At 35.1% G+C, this 15463-nt stretch carries 17 protein-coding genes; all 17 read left to right on the top strand.

The window, feature by feature from the left end:
* Window positions 1-4 precede the first annotated feature (4 nt).
* The 17 genes from trmB to RQM59_RS02390 all read left to right on the top strand — a co-directional run bounded on the left by trmB (window position 5) and on the right by RQM59_RS02390 (window position 15462).
* On the top strand, window positions 5-679 hold the full coding sequence (trmB, locus tag RQM59_RS02310) for a tRNA (guanosine(46)-N7)-methyltransferase TrmB (protein ID WP_349240444.1): 675 nt from the start codon (window positions 5-7) through the stop codon (window positions 677-679).
* Window positions 680-698: 19 nt separating this feature from the next.
* Complete coding sequence (locus RQM59_RS02315) at window positions 699-1031, top strand: MGMT family protein (RefSeq protein WP_349240445.1); 333 nt, start codon at window positions 699-701, stop codon at window positions 1029-1031.
* A 185-nt stretch (window positions 1032-1216) separates the two neighbouring features.
* The gene (locus RQM59_RS02320) at window positions 1217-2353 is read left to right on the top strand and encodes an Mrp/NBP35 family ATP-binding protein (protein WP_349240446.1); all 1137 of its coding nucleotides are present in this window, start codon (window positions 1217-1219) and stop codon (window positions 2351-2353) included.
* Between the two features lie 3 nt (window positions 2354-2356).
* Entirely contained in the window at window positions 2357-2593 is a 237-nt protein-coding gene (locus RQM59_RS02325; RefSeq protein ID WP_349240447.1) for a NifU family protein, read from the top strand.
* A gap of 59 nt (window positions 2594-2652) precedes the next feature.
* Window positions 2653-3708, top strand: a complete 1056-nt coding sequence (locus RQM59_RS02330) for an NAD(P)/FAD-dependent oxidoreductase (protein WP_349240448.1) — start codon at window positions 2653-2655, stop codon at window positions 3706-3708.
* A gap of 31 nt (window positions 3709-3739) precedes the next feature.
* Window positions 3740-4087 (top strand): hypothetical protein, encoded by a 348-nt coding sequence (locus tag RQM59_RS02335; protein WP_349240449.1) that lies wholly within the window; start codon window positions 3740-3742, stop codon window positions 4085-4087.
* On the top strand, window positions 4088-4420 hold the full coding sequence (locus RQM59_RS02340) for a 2Fe-2S iron-sulfur cluster-binding protein (RefSeq protein WP_349240450.1): 333 nt from the start codon (window positions 4088-4090) through the stop codon (window positions 4418-4420).
* 207 nt (window positions 4421-4627) lie between these two features.
* Window positions 4628-5785 (top strand): homogentisate 1,2-dioxygenase, encoded by a 1158-nt coding sequence (locus tag RQM59_RS02345; RefSeq protein ID WP_349240451.1) that lies wholly within the window; start codon window positions 4628-4630, stop codon window positions 5783-5785.
* A 36-nt stretch (window positions 5786-5821) separates the two neighbouring features.
* On the top strand, window positions 5822-6127 hold the full coding sequence (locus RQM59_RS02350) for a four helix bundle protein (RefSeq protein WP_349240452.1): 306 nt from the start codon (window positions 5822-5824) through the stop codon (window positions 6125-6127).
* A 68-nt stretch (window positions 6128-6195) separates the two neighbouring features.
* Window positions 6196-7356 carry a 4-hydroxyphenylpyruvate dioxygenase gene (gene hppD / locus RQM59_RS02355; RefSeq protein WP_349240453.1) on the top strand — a complete coding sequence of 387 codons (1161 nt, stop codon included), beginning with the start codon at window positions 6196-6198 and terminating at the stop codon, window positions 7354-7356.
* Window positions 7356-8273, top strand: a complete 918-nt coding sequence (locus RQM59_RS02360; RefSeq protein ID WP_349240454.1) for a tryptophan 2,3-dioxygenase family protein — start codon at window positions 7356-7358, stop codon at window positions 8271-8273. Before hppD ends, RQM59_RS02360 begins: the two co-directional genes overlap by 1 nt.
* Before the next feature lie 95 nt (window positions 8274-8368).
* The gene (locus RQM59_RS02365; protein WP_349240455.1) at window positions 8369-9151 is read left to right on the top strand and encodes a DUF3108 domain-containing protein; all 783 of its coding nucleotides are present in this window, start codon (window positions 8369-8371) and stop codon (window positions 9149-9151) included.
* A 43-nt stretch (window positions 9152-9194) separates the two neighbouring features.
* Window positions 9195-9815 carry a hypothetical protein gene (locus tag RQM59_RS02370; RefSeq protein ID WP_349240456.1) on the top strand — a complete coding sequence of 207 codons (621 nt, stop codon included), beginning with the start codon at window positions 9195-9197 and terminating at the stop codon, window positions 9813-9815.
* A 111-nt stretch (window positions 9816-9926) separates the two neighbouring features.
* The gene (locus RQM59_RS02375) at window positions 9927-10460 is read left to right on the top strand and encodes a M23 family metallopeptidase (protein WP_349240457.1); all 534 of its coding nucleotides are present in this window, start codon (window positions 9927-9929) and stop codon (window positions 10458-10460) included.
* A gap of 6 nt (window positions 10461-10466) precedes the next feature.
* Window positions 10467-12038, top strand: a complete 1572-nt coding sequence (gene pgi / locus RQM59_RS02380) for a glucose-6-phosphate isomerase (protein ID WP_349240458.1) — start codon at window positions 10467-10469, stop codon at window positions 12036-12038.
* A 206-nt stretch (window positions 12039-12244) separates the two neighbouring features.
* Window positions 12245-14941, top strand: coding sequence for a TonB-dependent receptor (locus tag RQM59_RS02385; RefSeq protein ID WP_349240459.1), 2697 nt, complete (start codon window positions 12245-12247; stop codon window positions 14939-14941).
* 95 nt (window positions 14942-15036) lie between these two features.
* Complete coding sequence (locus RQM59_RS02390) at window positions 15037-15462, top strand: hypothetical protein (protein ID WP_349240785.1); 426 nt, start codon at window positions 15037-15039, stop codon at window positions 15460-15462.
* Window position 15463: the final 1 nt, after the last annotated feature.

The raw sequence follows: 15463 nt of genomic DNA on the forward strand, positions 1-15463 counted from the left end.
CACTTTGGGAAGTAAAAACAAGTTAAAACGTTTCAAAGAAAATGAAACGTTTTCCAATGTCATTCAGCCTACAAGAGAAGAAGTTATTAATGATTTCTCGCACAAGGGCAAATGGCATTCTTTTTTTAAGAACAATAATCCTATTGTTTTAGAGCTAGGTTGTGGTAAAGGCGAGTATACAGTTGCTCTAGCTAGAAAAAATCCTAATAAGAATTTTATTGGTATAGATATTAAAGGCGCTCGTTTTTGGCGAGGTGCTAAAACGGCCCTTGAAGAAAACTTGGATAATGTTGCTTTTATTCGAACTCAAATAGAGTTGATCGAATATATTTTTGCTAAAAACGAAGTGTCAGAGATCTGGATTACCTTCCCAGATCCACAAATAAAGTATAAGCGAACGAAGCATAGAATGACCAATAGTGAGTTCTTGAAAAAATATCATCATATTCTAAAAGAAGATGGTATTATGAACTTAAAGACAGATAGTGAATTCATGCATGGCTATACTTTAGGGTTACTGCATGGAGAAGGTCATGAGGTTATGCATGCTAGTCACGATGTGTACAAATTAAAGTCATCTCCTGAAGAAGTGACACAAACCCAAACCTTCTACGAAAAACAATATCTTGAAAAAGATAAGCCTATTACCTATATAAAATTCAGGATAAAATATTCCTAGGTTTTTGTACTTTCACAATGTGAAAGAATCAGATAATTTTTTTGAACGAGTATACGGTGTAGCTCGTTTAATTCCGTACGGAAGAGTTACCAGTTATGGTGAAATTGCTAAATACTTAGGAGCCGCCCGTTCCGCTAGAATGGTTGGTTGGGCCATGAACAGTTCTGGAAAACATGAAGATGTACCAGCACATAGAGTTGTTAACAGAAAAGGACTCCTGACAGGAAAACATCATTTTGATGGCACGAACTTAATGCAACAATTACTCGAAAGTGAGGGTGTTGTTGTCGAAAATAATCAGATTCAAAACTTCGAAGAAATCTTTTGGAATCCAACGAAAGAACTCTCATAAAATTCCTTGATTGATTTATAAATAATTGGAATACACTCCCTTTATTATCTAAAGTGTAAGCACTATCTTTGCAATTTAGAATGAATTTATGTAAAATTCATTTTTGTCCTCTCGAGCGCAGTCGAGAGATTGGACAATATTAAAAGAGGTCTCGACTGCGCTCGACCTGACATTTTATAAAAAGCATGCCTTTTAAAAAGCAAGATATATATAACGCATTAGAAACCATTACAGCTCCAGGTGAGGGGAAAAGTCTAATCGAAAATAAAAACGTAACGAATGTTGTTACTTTTGGAGATGAAGTGATAGTAGATGTTACTATTAGTAACCCTACATTACAAGCAAGAAAAAAAGTTGAGGTAGAGATCATGAAAGCCATTCATCAACATGTAGATCAAAAGATCGATGTAAAAGTGAATGTAAAGACAGTTGCAAAACCAAAACAAGAAGAGAACTTAATTAGAGGTAAGGAAATTCCTAATATTAAGAATATCATTGCGGTTGCTTCAGGAAAAGGAGGCGTTGGTAAATCGACCATTACCGCAAATACAGCTATCACCTTAGCAAAAATGGGATTCAGCGTAGGTGTTTTAGATGCCGATGTATATGGCCCATCCATGCATTTAATGTTTGATGTAGAAAAAGAAAGACCCTTATCTGTAAATGTAGATGGTCGCTCCAAAATGAAGCCCGTTGAAAATTATGGGGTTAAATTATTGTCATTAGGATTCTTTACGAATCCAAATCAGGCAGTGATCTGGAGGGGGCCCATGGCTTCTAAAGCTCTAAATCAATTGATCTTTGATGCAGATTGGGGTGAGTTAGATTTTCTATTAATCGACCTACCTCCAGGGACAGGAGATGTGCATTTATCTATTGTACAGGCCCTTCCCATTAATGGTGCGATGGTTGTAAGTACACCTCAAAATATAGCGCTAGCTGATGCCAAAAAAGGTGTGGCTATGTTCCAACAAGATAGCATTAAGGTCCCTGTGTTAGGGATTATAGAAAATATGGCATATTTCACACCGGAAGAGTTGCCAGATAATAAGTATTATATTTTTGGTAAAGATGGTGCAAAGCATTTAGCCGAAGATATTGATACTCAATTTTTAGGAGAGATTCCATTGGTACAAAGTATTCGAGAGTCGGGAGATGTTGGACACCCTGTGGCTTTACAAGAAAATACTCCTTTAGAAGAAGCTTTTTCTAATATTACTAAAGAAATGGTTTCTCAACTATTAAAAAGAAATGCTAACTTGCCACCTACAGAAGTTGTTAGAATTACAACGATGAGTGGATGTAGCGCAGTAAAAAAGTAAGTCATGACACATCAGGAAACACAAAATAATGTAGAAAAAGCCCTTGAAGAAATTCGCCCATTCTTAATAAGCGATGGAGGGAATATTAAATTATTGTCTATAGAGGATGCTATTGTGAAAGTTCAGTTAGAAGGTAATTGCATTGGCTGTTCTGTCAATCAAATGACCTTAAAAAATGGTGTGGAGGCTACTATTAAAAAATACGCACCTCATATACAACAAGTTATTAATATTGATTAACTGATAAAAGTCAGTATTTACAATCCAAACAACTTTTACATTTACCTGATTTTTAAAGGATGATTAAAACAGATATTTTAATAATTGGCGCGGGGCCTACAGGCTTATTTACAGTTTTCGAAGCGGGTTTATTAAAATTAAAATGCCACTTAATTGATGCATTGCCTCAACCAGGAGGACAATGCTCAGAAATATATCCCAAAAAACCGATCTACGATATTCCTGGCTTTCCAGAAATTCTGGCGGGTCAGTTAACGGATAATCTTTTAGAACAATGCAAGCAATTTCAACCTGGGTTTACGTTGGGAGAAAGAGCTGAAACCATTGACAAACAAGAAGACGGTTCGTTTATTGTAACCACTAACAAAGGCACAAAACACCATGCTCCAATAGTTGCTATTGCTGGAGGATTGGGCAGTTTTGAACCTAGAAAACCTCCTATCCCAAATATTGGAGATTTTGAAGATAAAGGTGTTGAGTACATTATTCGAGACCCAGAAGTATACCGTGATAAAAAAGTAGTGATCGCCGGAGGTGGAGATTCCGCTTTGGATTGGTCTATTTTCTTAACTGATGTAGCTTCAAGCGTTACCTTGGTGCATAGACGAAATGAGTTTAGAGGGGCTTTAGATTCTGTGGATAAAGTGCAAGAATTAAAAGATGCTGGAAAGATCAATTTGATAACTCCTGCCGAAGTAAAAGGTATTGAAGGGGATGATAAAGTAACGGGGGTTTCTATTGTTCAAAATGGGGAAGATGCCTTTATACTAGAAACGGATCATTTTATTCCATTATTCGGGCTCTCTCCAAAGTTAGGCCCAATTGCCAACTGGGGTTTAGAGATTGAAAAAAATGCAATTAAAGTAGATAATACATTAGACTATCAAACCAATATCCCTGGTATTTTTGCCATTGGAGATGTAAATACCTATCCTGGTAAACTAAAGTTGATCTTATGTGGATTCCACGAAGCTACTTTAATGTGTCAGAGCGCATATAAGATTATTCATCCTGACAAAAAATATGTGATGAAATACACAACTGTGGGAGGTGTTGAAGGATTTGACGGGACTAAAAAGGAAGCCCCAAAAGCAGTGGTGAAAAAAATTGAGTAATATTTCTTAACTTTATAAGAAAACAAAGATTATGACTGCATTACGAACATTCCCTGAGAGATGGGGTTGGTGGCATACATTTGATCTCTTAGATCTGATATTATTTGGAATCATTTCTTTTGTAATGATTGCTTTTTTGTTACTGTATGGAAAAAAAATATCTACTGGTAAGAAATCAATATTAAATGATTTTAGCGAAAACCCTTTTTATCAATCTAAAGATATTTTGTTACAGGAAAAATCAGTAAATGATACTCTCGAGTATATTCCTGTAAAAACATCAGCATCTATTTTTACCAAAATACTATTAACTATTATGGCAATAGTAGTTCTCTGCACACCTTTATATAAACTATTAAATACAGGATATTTTATTTAAATGAATCCCGACGTAACCCTAAAAATTACTGATAGAGAAGGTGTAGTACATGAAATTCAGGCACCAACAGATATGGCAATGAACTTGATGGAAGTAGTACGCTCGTATGAATTGGCTGAAGAAGGAACCATTGGTGTATGTGGCGGAATGGCCATGTGTGCCTCTTGTCAATGTTATGTAAAGTCAGATCATACACTCCCAGAAATGAGTCCAGATGAGGACTTAATGTTGGCTGAAGCTTTCTATGTAGAAGACAACAGTCGATTAGGGTGTCAAATTCCTATTACACCAGAATTAGACGGATTAGAAGTAGAATTAGCTCCCGAGAGTTAATATCCTAAGTACTTTTAATTATATTTGTAGAGCGTCACTCTTAAAACGCTTGATTATGTATTGGTTAGAGTTGTTAATTTTATTAAAAAACCTCATCAAAAGGAATCCTGAGTAGTTAAGTAATGTAACTATTGAACCGTAAAAAAAGTGTATCGATGATCACACATTGTTACATACATTCACTAATTCATTTTTACATTATATATTATGCCTTTTTATCATAAACTCGGGAAAATTCCTCCCAAAAGACATACTCAATTTAGAAAAGCTGATGGTAGTTTATACTATGAACAATTATTCGGAACCATTGGTTTCGATGGAATGTCTACAAATTCTTACCATGAGCATAGACCAACTATGGTCAAAGAAATCAAAAAACAATACTCGGTTGCACCTAAAGTAGCCAAAGCAAATAATATACAATCTTATCGCTTTAGAGGGTTTCAAGTGCCTTCAGAAAATGACTATTTAGATAGTAGAAAAATCGTATTAACAAATTCGGATTGCAACATTATTCTAGCAGCTCCAAAGCAATCGACCAAAGACTATTTTTATAAGAATACAGATGCAGACGAAGTAATCTTTGTGCATAAAGGTACTGGGAAGCTACGCACTCATTTAGGAAATTTGGATTTTAAATATGGTGATTACTTGGTGATTCCACGCGGAATGATCTATAAGCTAGATTTTGATTCGGAAGACAATCGATTATTTATTGTCGAATCGTATCGCCCTGTATATACGCCTAAAAGATATAGAAATTGGTTTGGACAATTACTAGAACACGCTCCATTCTGTGAGCGAGATATTCGCCAACCACAAGAATTAGAAACGCATAACGAGAAAGGGGATTTTTTGATGAAAATTAAAAAGCAAGATGAAATTATAGAAATGGTATACGCTTCACATCCTTTTGACGTGGTGGGTTATGATGGCTACAATTATCCGTACGCTTTTTCAATTCATGATTTTGAGCCTATTACAGGAAGAGTACATCAGCCACCACCGGTGCATCAAACTTTTGAAACCGATGCCTTTGTGATTTGTAGTTTTGTACCTCGCCTGTACGACTATCATCCAGATGCCATCCCTGCGCCATATAACCATAGTAATATAGATTCTGATGAAGTGCTTTATTATGTCGATGGTGATTTTATGAGCAGAAATGATATCGATGCTGGGCATATTTCATTGCATCCTGCTGGGATTCCACATGGTCCTCACCCGGGTGCCACAGAGAGAAGTATCGGCGAAACCGTTACAGAAGAGTTAGCCGTTATGGTAGATACTTTCAAACCTCTAAAGGTTACCGAAGAAGCTATGAAGATTGCAGATGAGGATTATCATAAGTCTTGGCTAGAGTAATACAATTAGTTAATTCGAACATTAGAAAATGAATCAATGATTTTTTCTAAAAGCGAAAAATATCAGAATAACCCAATCTTAAAAGAGACTTTCGAGTTTTCTCTTTTAATTATAAAATATTCTGAATCACTGGAAGAAAAAAGAAAATATGTTCTTGCTAAGCAAATTATTAGATCTGGAACATCCATAGGAGCTAATGTAAAAGAAGCTGACGAAACAGAATACTGGTTGTTTTTATGTGAGAATTTAGATTCTTACCCAAATCCTAATCAATTAATTGACAAACTAAATATAATTATTAAAATATTAAATAAAATCATTAGCAGTTCTAAACGTAATTAATCAATTGCAACAATTAGCTATGAGCAATTCATTCGCTAACCTGCTAATTATCAAATAAGCTAATTATCATGAGTAAAGAAATAAAATCAGTAGACTACGGTCTAGAAAAAATATTTGAAGGAGCAGAAGACTTCCTTCCCCTACTTGGTACGGATTACGTAGAATTCTATGTAGGAAACGCAAAACAGTCTGCACATTTTTACAAAACAGCATTTGGATTTCAATCCTATGCATATAAGGGATTAGAAACAGGATCAAAAGATTCTGTAAGCTATGTACTAAAACAAGATAAGATTCGATTAGTACTAACTACTCCGTTAAATAGCAAATCACCAATAAATGATCATATCGTTAAACATGGAGATGGGGTTAAAGTAATCGCATTGTGGGTAGATGATGCGAGAAGTGCTTATGAAGAAACCACCAAACGAGGGGCAAAATCCTATATGGAGCCGGTTGTTGAAAAAGATGAACATGGTGAGGTTGTAAGAGCAGGAATTTATACTTATGGAGAAACCGTTCATATGTTCGTAGAACGTAAAAACTACAATGGATCATTTTTACCTGGTTTTGAAGAATGGAAATCTGACTATAACCCTACTTCAGTTGGTTTAAAATATATTGATCATATGGTAGGTAATGTTGGTTGGAATCAGATGAATAAATGGGTGAAATGGTACGAAGATGTGATGGGGTTCGTGAATTTCCTTTCTTTCGATGATAAGCAAATCCATACGGAATACTCGGCCTTAATGAGTAAAGTAATGAGTAATGGAAATGGACGCATTAAGTTCCCAATCAATGAACCTGCAAAAGCCGCTAAAAAATCTCAAATTGAGGAGTATTTAGATTTTTATGAAGGCGAAGGTGTTCAACATCTTGCTGTGACTACTGATGATATTGTAGGAACCGTTGCTCAGTTAAAGGCAAGAGGTGTTGAGTTTTTACCTCCTCCTCCACAAGCATACTATGATGATATTCCTAGGCGCCTAGGTGTACATATGGATATTATGAAGGAAGATATTAAGGAACTTCAAAAATTATCAATTTTAGTAGATGCGGATGAAGAAGGGTATTTACTACAAATATTTACAAAACCTGTTGAAGACAGACCTACCTTATTTTTCGAAATTATTCAAAGAATGGGAGCTAGAGGTTTTGGGGCTGGTAATTTTAAAGCCTTATTCGAATCTATAGAAAGAGAACAAGCGAAAAGAGGAACGTTATAATGGGTAAGGACGAAATATTAAAAGCCATAGAGGAGAAATATGAGAAACTGGGGGTTCCTTTAGATTCAATGCTAGAGGGTTTGCTTTGGAGCACTCCCATTACCTATTGGGATTACATTCAAACAGATGCCTTGTTAGGTTTACAAACTCCAAGAACAAATCAGCCAGATGAAATGGTCTTTATAATGTATCATCAGGTGAATGAGTTGTTATTCAAAATGATTCTTTGGGAGATTGATCAAGTGGCGAAACCCACCACAGTTTCTGCAGAGAAATTCGCCATGCATTTAATGCGCATAAGTAGGTATTTTGATATGCTCTCAAGTTCATTCACAGTAATGGCGGATGGAATGGAGAGAGAACAATACTTAAAATTCAGGAATACCTTGACACCGGCAAGTGGTTTTCAAAGTGCTCAATACAGAAAAATTGAGTTCGCTTCAACCGAGCTGATTAACTTGATTGATGCTCGATATAGAGATACTATCGATAGGAATTCTTCATTTAAGAATGCTTACGATCACTTGTACTGGCAAGCCGCTGGTGTGAATCATACTACCGGCGAGAAATCTATCTTGATCAAACTATTTGATAAGAAATACATGGGAGATTTTATTGATTTCATGGAAGATTATAACGAATCTAATCTTTCTAAGAAGTTCAAGCAACTCCCAAAAGAGGTACAGGAAGATCCTGAATTGATAAAAGCCATGCGTCATTATGATCATACAGTAAACGTAAAATGGGTTCTAGCACACTACAATGCGGCTGGGAAATATCTAGGCGGAGAAGACAAAGAGTTAGAGGCAACAGGGGGAAGCAGTTGGAGAAAATACTTACACCCAAAATACCAAAGGCGGATATTTTATCCCTATTTGTGGAGTAAAGAGGAACTTGAAAATTGGGGAACCTTTTAAATAAACGTTAAAAAAGCTAGTAATCACCTATTTTTACTAGCTTTTTTAATTTTTGGAATACGTTTTGTCATTCATTTTTTATAAGTTTGACATTTATGAAAAGAAATCTAATTTTACTCCTACTAGTTATTACTACCCTGGCCGCAAACGGCCAAGAAAAAACGACCCAAAAAGCCTTTAAAAGTGGTGAATGGTTACGCTATAAAATGAGTTATAGCGGGTTTTTAAGAGCTGGTACGGCTATTCTGGAAGTAAAAGAAGAAGATTTTGAAGGGAAAAAAGTATTTCATGCCAAAGGTACAGGTTGGACATCAGGAATGATTAGTTGGTTCTTTAAGGTGAAAGACGTGTATGAATCCTATTTTGATACCGAAAAAGTAAAGCCTTATTTATTTAAAAGAGATGTAAACGAAGGAGGATATACCATCAAAAGGGATACGAAATTTGATTATGATACCAAAAAAGCTAAAGTGGTCGATCATAAAAGGGACACTACGAAATACTTCACAATTGCAGATGTGCAGGATATGATCTCTTCTTTTTATTATTTGAGAAATCAGAAAGTAGATACTTTAAAGACAGGTGATAGTATTAAGATTGATATGTTCTTCGATGGTGAGACCTTCCCATTCCAATTAAAGTATCTGGGCCGCAAGAAGCTTCGTACCAAATTTGGAAAAATAGAAACGTATGTTTTTAAACCATTGGTTCAGGCTGGAAGAGTATTTAAAGAAAATGAAAGTGTTACCATTTGGGTAACGGCCGATAAAAATAAAATCCCAATAAAACTGAAAGCCTCTTTGGCAGTTGGATCTTTGCGAGCCGATTTGGAAGGTTATAAGGGGCTTGCAAATTCTTTTAAGATTATAGTCGATTAAGTTGTATTTTTACCCCCATATTAAAACTACAAATATTCTTTCTTTGAAAAAGTTAGTGCTTTTTTTTATGGTTTCCGTTTTTTTATGGTCTTGTAAAGAAGATGATAAAAAAGAACTTTCTGTTGAAACGAAAATCACGAAACCTAAAGACATTTATGAATTTGGCTATAAGTTGAATGATTATAAAGTTATCAAGGATACGATAAAAAACGGTGAGAGTTTCGGAATCATTTTGGACAGACACCATGTTTTCTACCCAAAAATAAACAAGATTGCAAGATCTATTAAAGACACTTTTGATGTCAGAAGAGTTAGAGCTGGAAAACCCTATCTGATCTTGGCCAAAAAAGATTCTACTGAGAAAGCGCAAGTATTTATTTATAAAGATTCAAAATCTACTGCTACAGTAGTGGATTTTGCTGATTCGACAATAACGGCCTATAAGTATAGAAAACCCATTAAAATTGTAGAGAAAGAAATAGCGGGTAAAATTTATTCCTCTCTTTCTCAATCAATGGATAGCCTTCATTTGAACCCAAATCTAACATACGCTATCGCGGATATTTATGCCTGGACATTAGATTTTTATAAACTACAACGAGGTGATACTTTCAAGTTTATTTATGAAGAGAAATTTATTGATGACACAGTCTTTGTAGGTTAGGGAAGGGTTAAAGCGGCTGTTTTTAATCATAATAAAAGAGATTTATACGCCTATCGATTCATTCCGGACTCTATAAAAGGTATTCCAGAATATTATGATGAAGCTGGTAATATGTTACGAAGTCAGTTTTTAAGATCTCCCATAAAGTTTAGGTATCGTGTCTCTTCTCGGTATAATCTGAAAAGAAGAATTGCTTATTACGGAAATAGAATAAAACCTCATAAAGGAACTGATTTTGCGGCGGCTGTAGGCACTCCCATTATGGCTACGGCAAGTGGAACCGTAACAGAATCAGCTTATAGAAGAAGAGGAAATGGTCATTATGTAAAGATCAAGCACAATAATACTTATTCTACCCAATACCTTCATATGAAGAAGCGAAATGTTCGTAGAGGGCAATACGTAAAACAAGGAGATATTATTGGTTGGGTAGGAATGACTGGTAGTACGGCAGGACCTCACGTTTGTTATCGATTCTGGAAATACGGAAGACAAGTAGATCCTTTTAAACAAAAACTCCCCTCAGCTAAACCTCTTAAAAAGAGCTTAATACCAAGCTATTTAAAATTTATAGGTCCGTTAAAAGAGCAGTTAGATGCAATTACTTTTAATGTAGAACCTTCTCAATTTATAGTCCAAAATTAGACCCTCATGTCCTTAAAGAATATCAACCCAACCAAAACACAAGCTTGGAAGAACCTTTCTGACCATTACCAAGGTTTCGCATCTTTCTCTATTAAAAAAGCCTTTGAAAATGATGCTAATAGAAAAAAGAGATTCACTATTGAGCAGGGTGATTTAACTCTTGATTATTCTAAAAATAGAATTGATCAGGAAACTATGGACCTGTTGGTTCAATTGGCAGATGAAGTAGCATTAAAAGATGCTATTGAAAAATACTTTTCTGGCGAAGCGATTAATGAAACAGAAAAGAGAGCTGTATTACATACTGCTTTAAGAAGTAGCTCTAAAGAACCGCTTAAAGTTGGGAAAAAAGATATTCGTCCAGAAATAGCAAGAACACTTAGAAAGATCAAATCTTTTTCCAATGAGGTAATTTCAGGTAAATGGAAAGGATATACAGGGAAATCCATTACTGATATCGTAAATATTGGTATTGGAGGCTCAGATCTGGGTCCGGATATGATCGTAGAAGCTTTACAATTTTACAAGAACCAACTAAATACGCACTTTGTTTCTAATATTGATGGAGATCATGTTTCTGAGGTTATAAAAAAACTAGACCCAGAAACCACTTTATTTGTAATTGTATCTAAAACGTTTACAACTCAAGAAACACTTACCAATGCTAATACTATCAAAAACTGGTTTTTGAAATCCGCGTCACAATTTGATATCGCAAAACACTTTGTTGCGGTTTCAACAAATTTAGATGCTATTTCAGAATTTGGTATCGATGGCAATAATGTATTCCCAATGTGGAATTGGGTTGGCGGGCGATTCTCTTTATGGTCTGCTGTAGGGTTGTCAATTAGTTTATCTGTTGGATTTAACAATTTTAGAGAACTTCTGGATGGTGCAGAAGAAATGGACCTTCATTTTAAAAATGAATCCTTCGACAAAAACGTTCCAGTAATATTAGCGCTTTTAAGTATTTGGTATAACAACTTCTTTAAAGCAGAAACCGAGGCCATATTACCCTATACACAATATTTAACTAAACTAGCTCCTTATTTGCAACAGGCTATTATGGAAAGTAATGGTAAAAGTGTCGATAGAAACGGTGAGGTTGTAGATTATCAAACGGGGACTATTGTTTGGGGTAGTACAGGTACAAATATGCAGCATGCATTCATGCAATTAGTGCATCAAGGCACAAAATTAATTCCTGCAGATTTTATAGGATATCAACAATCTTTGCATGGATTATCTGATCATCATAAAAAACTAATGGCAAATTTTAATGCTCAAATGGATGCTCTCGCTTTTGGAAAAACGCTAGAAGAAGTTCATTTAGAATTAAAAACATCTGGGAATGTTAATGATATTGCAACCTTGATGCCTTATAAAGTATTCGAAGGCAACAAACCTAGTAACTCAATCATTTTCAATAATTTAACACCAAAATCCTTAGGCAAGTTGGTATCTATGTACGAACATAAGATATTTGTTCAGGGCGTTATTTGGAATATTTACAGTTATGACCAGTTTGGTGTAGAGCTTGGAAAAGAATTAGCCAAGAAGCTTTTAAACAACGCTTAATATTTTAAATTAGTATACTTTAACAGTCTCTTCAAATTTTGTTAACAACTCGGTTAATATCTATATAGCCTATTAACACTATATATTTACAATTATTTATAGATTTAAAAGTCTTAATTTTTTGTTAAACCTTAACATTAAATTAACATTGGGCGCTCTAAAAAGAAGGACTTTTGCAGTGCATTTAATAACATTAAAATTTAACAATGAAGAATTTTAAAAACTTATTACTAGTAGCAGTACTATTTATTTCGGCTACGGTTTTAGGACAAACTAAACTTACAGGTACGGTTGTAGACGAGACTAACGAACCATTACCTGGCGCGACTGTTGTAGTGAAAGGTACAACAAACGGAACATCAACTGACTTCGACGGAAAGTTCATGTTAGATTCAAAAACAACTTCAGGTACTCTTATAGTATCTTTTATCGGTTACGAAAGTGTTGAAGTAGCATTTACTTCTGCTGGAGACCTTGGAACGATTCAACTAAAAGAAGGAGGAAATCTTTTAGAAGAAGTAGTTTTAGTAGGTAAAGGGGTAATCGATTTAGCTGGAGGGAGAAAAACTCCTGTAGCTGTAAACACTATTAAAGCCGCTGAAATTCAGGCAAAAATTGGAACACAGGATGTTACAATGACTCTTGTAAATACTCCTTCTGTATATGTTGCAGGTCAATCTGGAGGATTCGGAGATTCAAGAATTAATGTTCGTGGTTTTGGTCAAGACAATACTGCATACATGTTAAATGGTCAGCCAATTAACGGTATGGAAGATGGTAAAATGTACTGGTCTAACTGGTCTGGGATTAATGATGTTGCTTCGGCAATTCAAATTCAAAGAGGTCTAGGAGCTTCTAAGCTTGCAATATCTTCTGTTGGAGGTACTGTAAATTTTGTAACTAGAGCTACTGATAAATTTGAAAAAGGATACGCATCTGTACAAACTGCCAACAACAATTACTTTAGAACTACTTTTTCTTACAGTACAGGTAAATCTGAAAAAGGATTTGGTACAAGTGTAATGTTATCTACATGGCAAGGAGATGGTTATAACGAAGGTAACAAAGGACAAGGTCAAACGTATTTTGTTTCTTTTGGATACCAACCAAACGAAAGACATAACTTCAACTTTTTGATCACTGGTGCTCCACAATGGCACGATCAAAACTTTTCTAAGAACATTAGTAGTTATTTACAATACGGAAGACAATACAATGACAACTGGGGTACTTACCAAGGTCAGTACATGACAGAAAGAAGAAACTTCTATCACAAGCCAGTTGCTAACTTAAACTGGGATTACGAAATAGACGAAGACACTAATTTATCTACTGTACTTTATGCATCATGGGGACGTGGTGGTGGAACGGGTAACCGTGGTAACCGAATCAGAACTTCTGAAGGACGTATCGATTATGATGCAATTTATGCTCAAAATGCAGCGATTCCTGGAGGAGCTGGTGTATATTTCGGAAACCAATCTTATGTTACTAGAGCTTCTATGAACTTACATAGTTGGTATGGTGTAGTATCTAACTTTAACAAGCAGTTAAGTGATAACTTATCATTTAATGTTGGAGTTGATTTAAGAACGTACTACGGAGAACACTTTAGAGTTGTAGAGAACTTCCACGGATTAACTTCATGGCAAGAGAACATCAGATTAAGAGACCCTAACAGTCCTGGTCATGGTTCTTATATCGGAAGTTTTGGAACGTATAAAAGAGTTATCGCTACAAATAGCTGGAATGCAGATCCATATACAGCAACTTGGGCGGATATTCCAGAAGATCAAAAAATCGCATATAGTAACGATGAGAGAATCTCTTATACTGGATTGTTTACACAATTAGAGTATGCTAAAGATGATCTTTCTTTATTCTTCCAAGGAGCGATTTCTAACCAATGGCACCAAAGATTTGACAAGTACCAGTATGCTGATGCTTCTTTAATCGCAGGTACATCTACACAAAGTTCTGGCACTCCATTACCAGCAGGTACTACAGACGGTGTTAACTCTGAAAAAGTATCTAACTTTGGATTTAACGTAAAAGGTGGTGGTAGCTATACATTTAGCGAAACGAGTACAGCATATGTAAATGCAGGATACTATTCTCGTCAACCTTATCACGATAACATTTACTTAAACTTCTCAAATTACGTAAACCCAGCAACAGAAAATGAAAAGATCACAGGTCTTGAAGCTGGATATGCATATAAAGGTGAGAAGTTAGCTGTAAACGTAAACGTATACAGAACTTCATGGAAAGACAGAGTTGTAACTTCTTCTAGAGTAGTAGGTGGAATTGTACAATTAACTACAAATCAAGGTGTAGAGCAATTACACTCTGGTATAGAGGTTGATTTCAACTACAGATTAATGAAAAATCTTACTTTAAAAGGATTTACTTCTTTAGGTGATTGGAAATTCAAAGGTTCAGGTATTACAAGAATTACGGATGAAGATCAAAACGTAATTAGTACAACTACTACAGATTTTGATGGTGGAGAAGTTGGTGATGCTGCTCAAACTACGCTTGGTTTTGGACTTGACTATAGATTAAATAAAAATTTCTCTTTTGACTTTGACTACCGTCACTACGATAGATTATTCGCTAACGTAGGTGCTGTTAAAACAAACCTAGAGTTACCTTCTTATGGAATCGGAGATTTCGGAGCTTCATACAGAATGTTTGTAGGTAAAGAGAAAAACAATACAGTAAACGTAAGATTCAACATTAACAACGTATTCCACAAAATCTACTTATCAGATTTAAGAACGAATATCGTTGCTGGAGATTCTAATGCTGATGGAGTTTCTTACCAAGGAATTGATACTGCAAACCAAGGATACTTTGGTTTAGGTAGAACTTGGAACATATCTTTAAGATATAACTTCTAAGAATTTCATTCTAAATTATAAAAACCACCTCAATTGAGGTGGTTTTTTTATGCCTAAAATTTGTACTTTTACAATACTTAAATTCAACAACCATGATGAAAGATATCCACTCTTATTGGGCTTATATAGTTTTAATTATTTTAATATATGCGGTTTTCAATGCCATTACAGGTTTTAGAAACAAACGCAACTTTACAGATAAAGATCTAAGAATTGGGCTTTTTACATTGATCGTTTCTCATATTCAATTATTGATTGGCTTAGGCTGGTATTTTATGAGTCCTTGGTATAAAGCTTTAACAACAAATGGTAGTGAGGTTATGAAGGACAGTACTAGTAGGTTATTGGCTTTAGAACACCCATTAATGATGATTATTGCCATTGCATTGATTACTATCGGTTGGTCTAAACACAAAAAGAAAACAGAGGATACAGCAAAGTTCAAAACATTCATGATATTTTATGGACTTGCATTAATTATAATCTTGTTAAGAATCCCTTGGACAAACTGGTTTAATTAAA

The organism is Asprobacillus argus, from assembly GCF_032248395.1.
Classification (GTDB): domain Bacteria; phylum Bacteroidota; class Bacteroidia; order Flavobacteriales; family Flavobacteriaceae; genus Polaribacter; species Polaribacter argus.

What these genes read in the sequence shown, in the direction of transcription:
- RQM59_RS02325 (WP_349240447.1), top strand. Translation starts at nt 2,357, where the DNA reads ATGACACATCAGGAAACACAAAATAATGTAGAAAAAGCCCTTGAAGAA.
- RQM59_RS02390 (WP_349240785.1), top strand. Translation starts at nt 15,037, where the DNA reads ATGAAAGATATCCACTCTTATTGGGCTTATATAGTTTTAATTATTTTA.
- RQM59_RS02340 (WP_349240450.1), top strand. Translation starts at nt 4,088, where the DNA reads ATGAATCCCGACGTAACCCTAAAAATTACTGATAGAGAAGGTGTAGTA.
- RQM59_RS02345 (WP_349240451.1), top strand. Translation starts at nt 4,628, where the DNA reads ATGCCTTTTTATCATAAACTCGGGAAAATTCCTCCCAAAAGACATACT.
- RQM59_RS02350 (WP_349240452.1), top strand. Translation starts at nt 5,822, where the DNA reads ATGATTTTTTCTAAAAGCGAAAAATATCAGAATAACCCAATCTTAAAA.
- RQM59_RS02375 (WP_349240457.1), top strand. Translation starts at nt 9,927, where the DNA reads ATGTTACGAAGTCAGTTTTTAAGATCTCCCATAAAGTTTAGGTATCGT.
- RQM59_RS02365 (WP_349240455.1), top strand. Translation starts at nt 8,369, where the DNA reads ATGAAAAGAAATCTAATTTTACTCCTACTAGTTATTACTACCCTGGCC.
- RQM59_RS02320 (WP_349240446.1), top strand. Translation starts at nt 1,217, where the DNA reads ATGCCTTTTAAAAAGCAAGATATATATAACGCATTAGAAACCATTACA.
- RQM59_RS02360 (WP_349240454.1), top strand. Translation starts at nt 7,356, where the DNA reads ATGGGTAAGGACGAAATATTAAAAGCCATAGAGGAGAAATATGAGAAA.
- hppD (WP_349240453.1), top strand. Translation starts at nt 6,196, where the DNA reads ATGAGTAAAGAAATAAAATCAGTAGACTACGGTCTAGAAAAAATATTT.
- RQM59_RS02335 (WP_349240449.1), top strand. Translation starts at nt 3,740, where the DNA reads ATGACTGCATTACGAACATTCCCTGAGAGATGGGGTTGGTGGCATACA.
- RQM59_RS02330 (WP_349240448.1), top strand. Translation starts at nt 2,653, where the DNA reads ATGATTAAAACAGATATTTTAATAATTGGCGCGGGGCCTACAGGCTTA.
- RQM59_RS02385 (WP_349240459.1), top strand. Translation starts at nt 12,245, where the DNA reads ATGAAGAATTTTAAAAACTTATTACTAGTAGCAGTACTATTTATTTCG.
- pgi (WP_349240458.1), top strand. Translation starts at nt 10,467, where the DNA reads ATGTCCTTAAAGAATATCAACCCAACCAAAACACAAGCTTGGAAGAAC.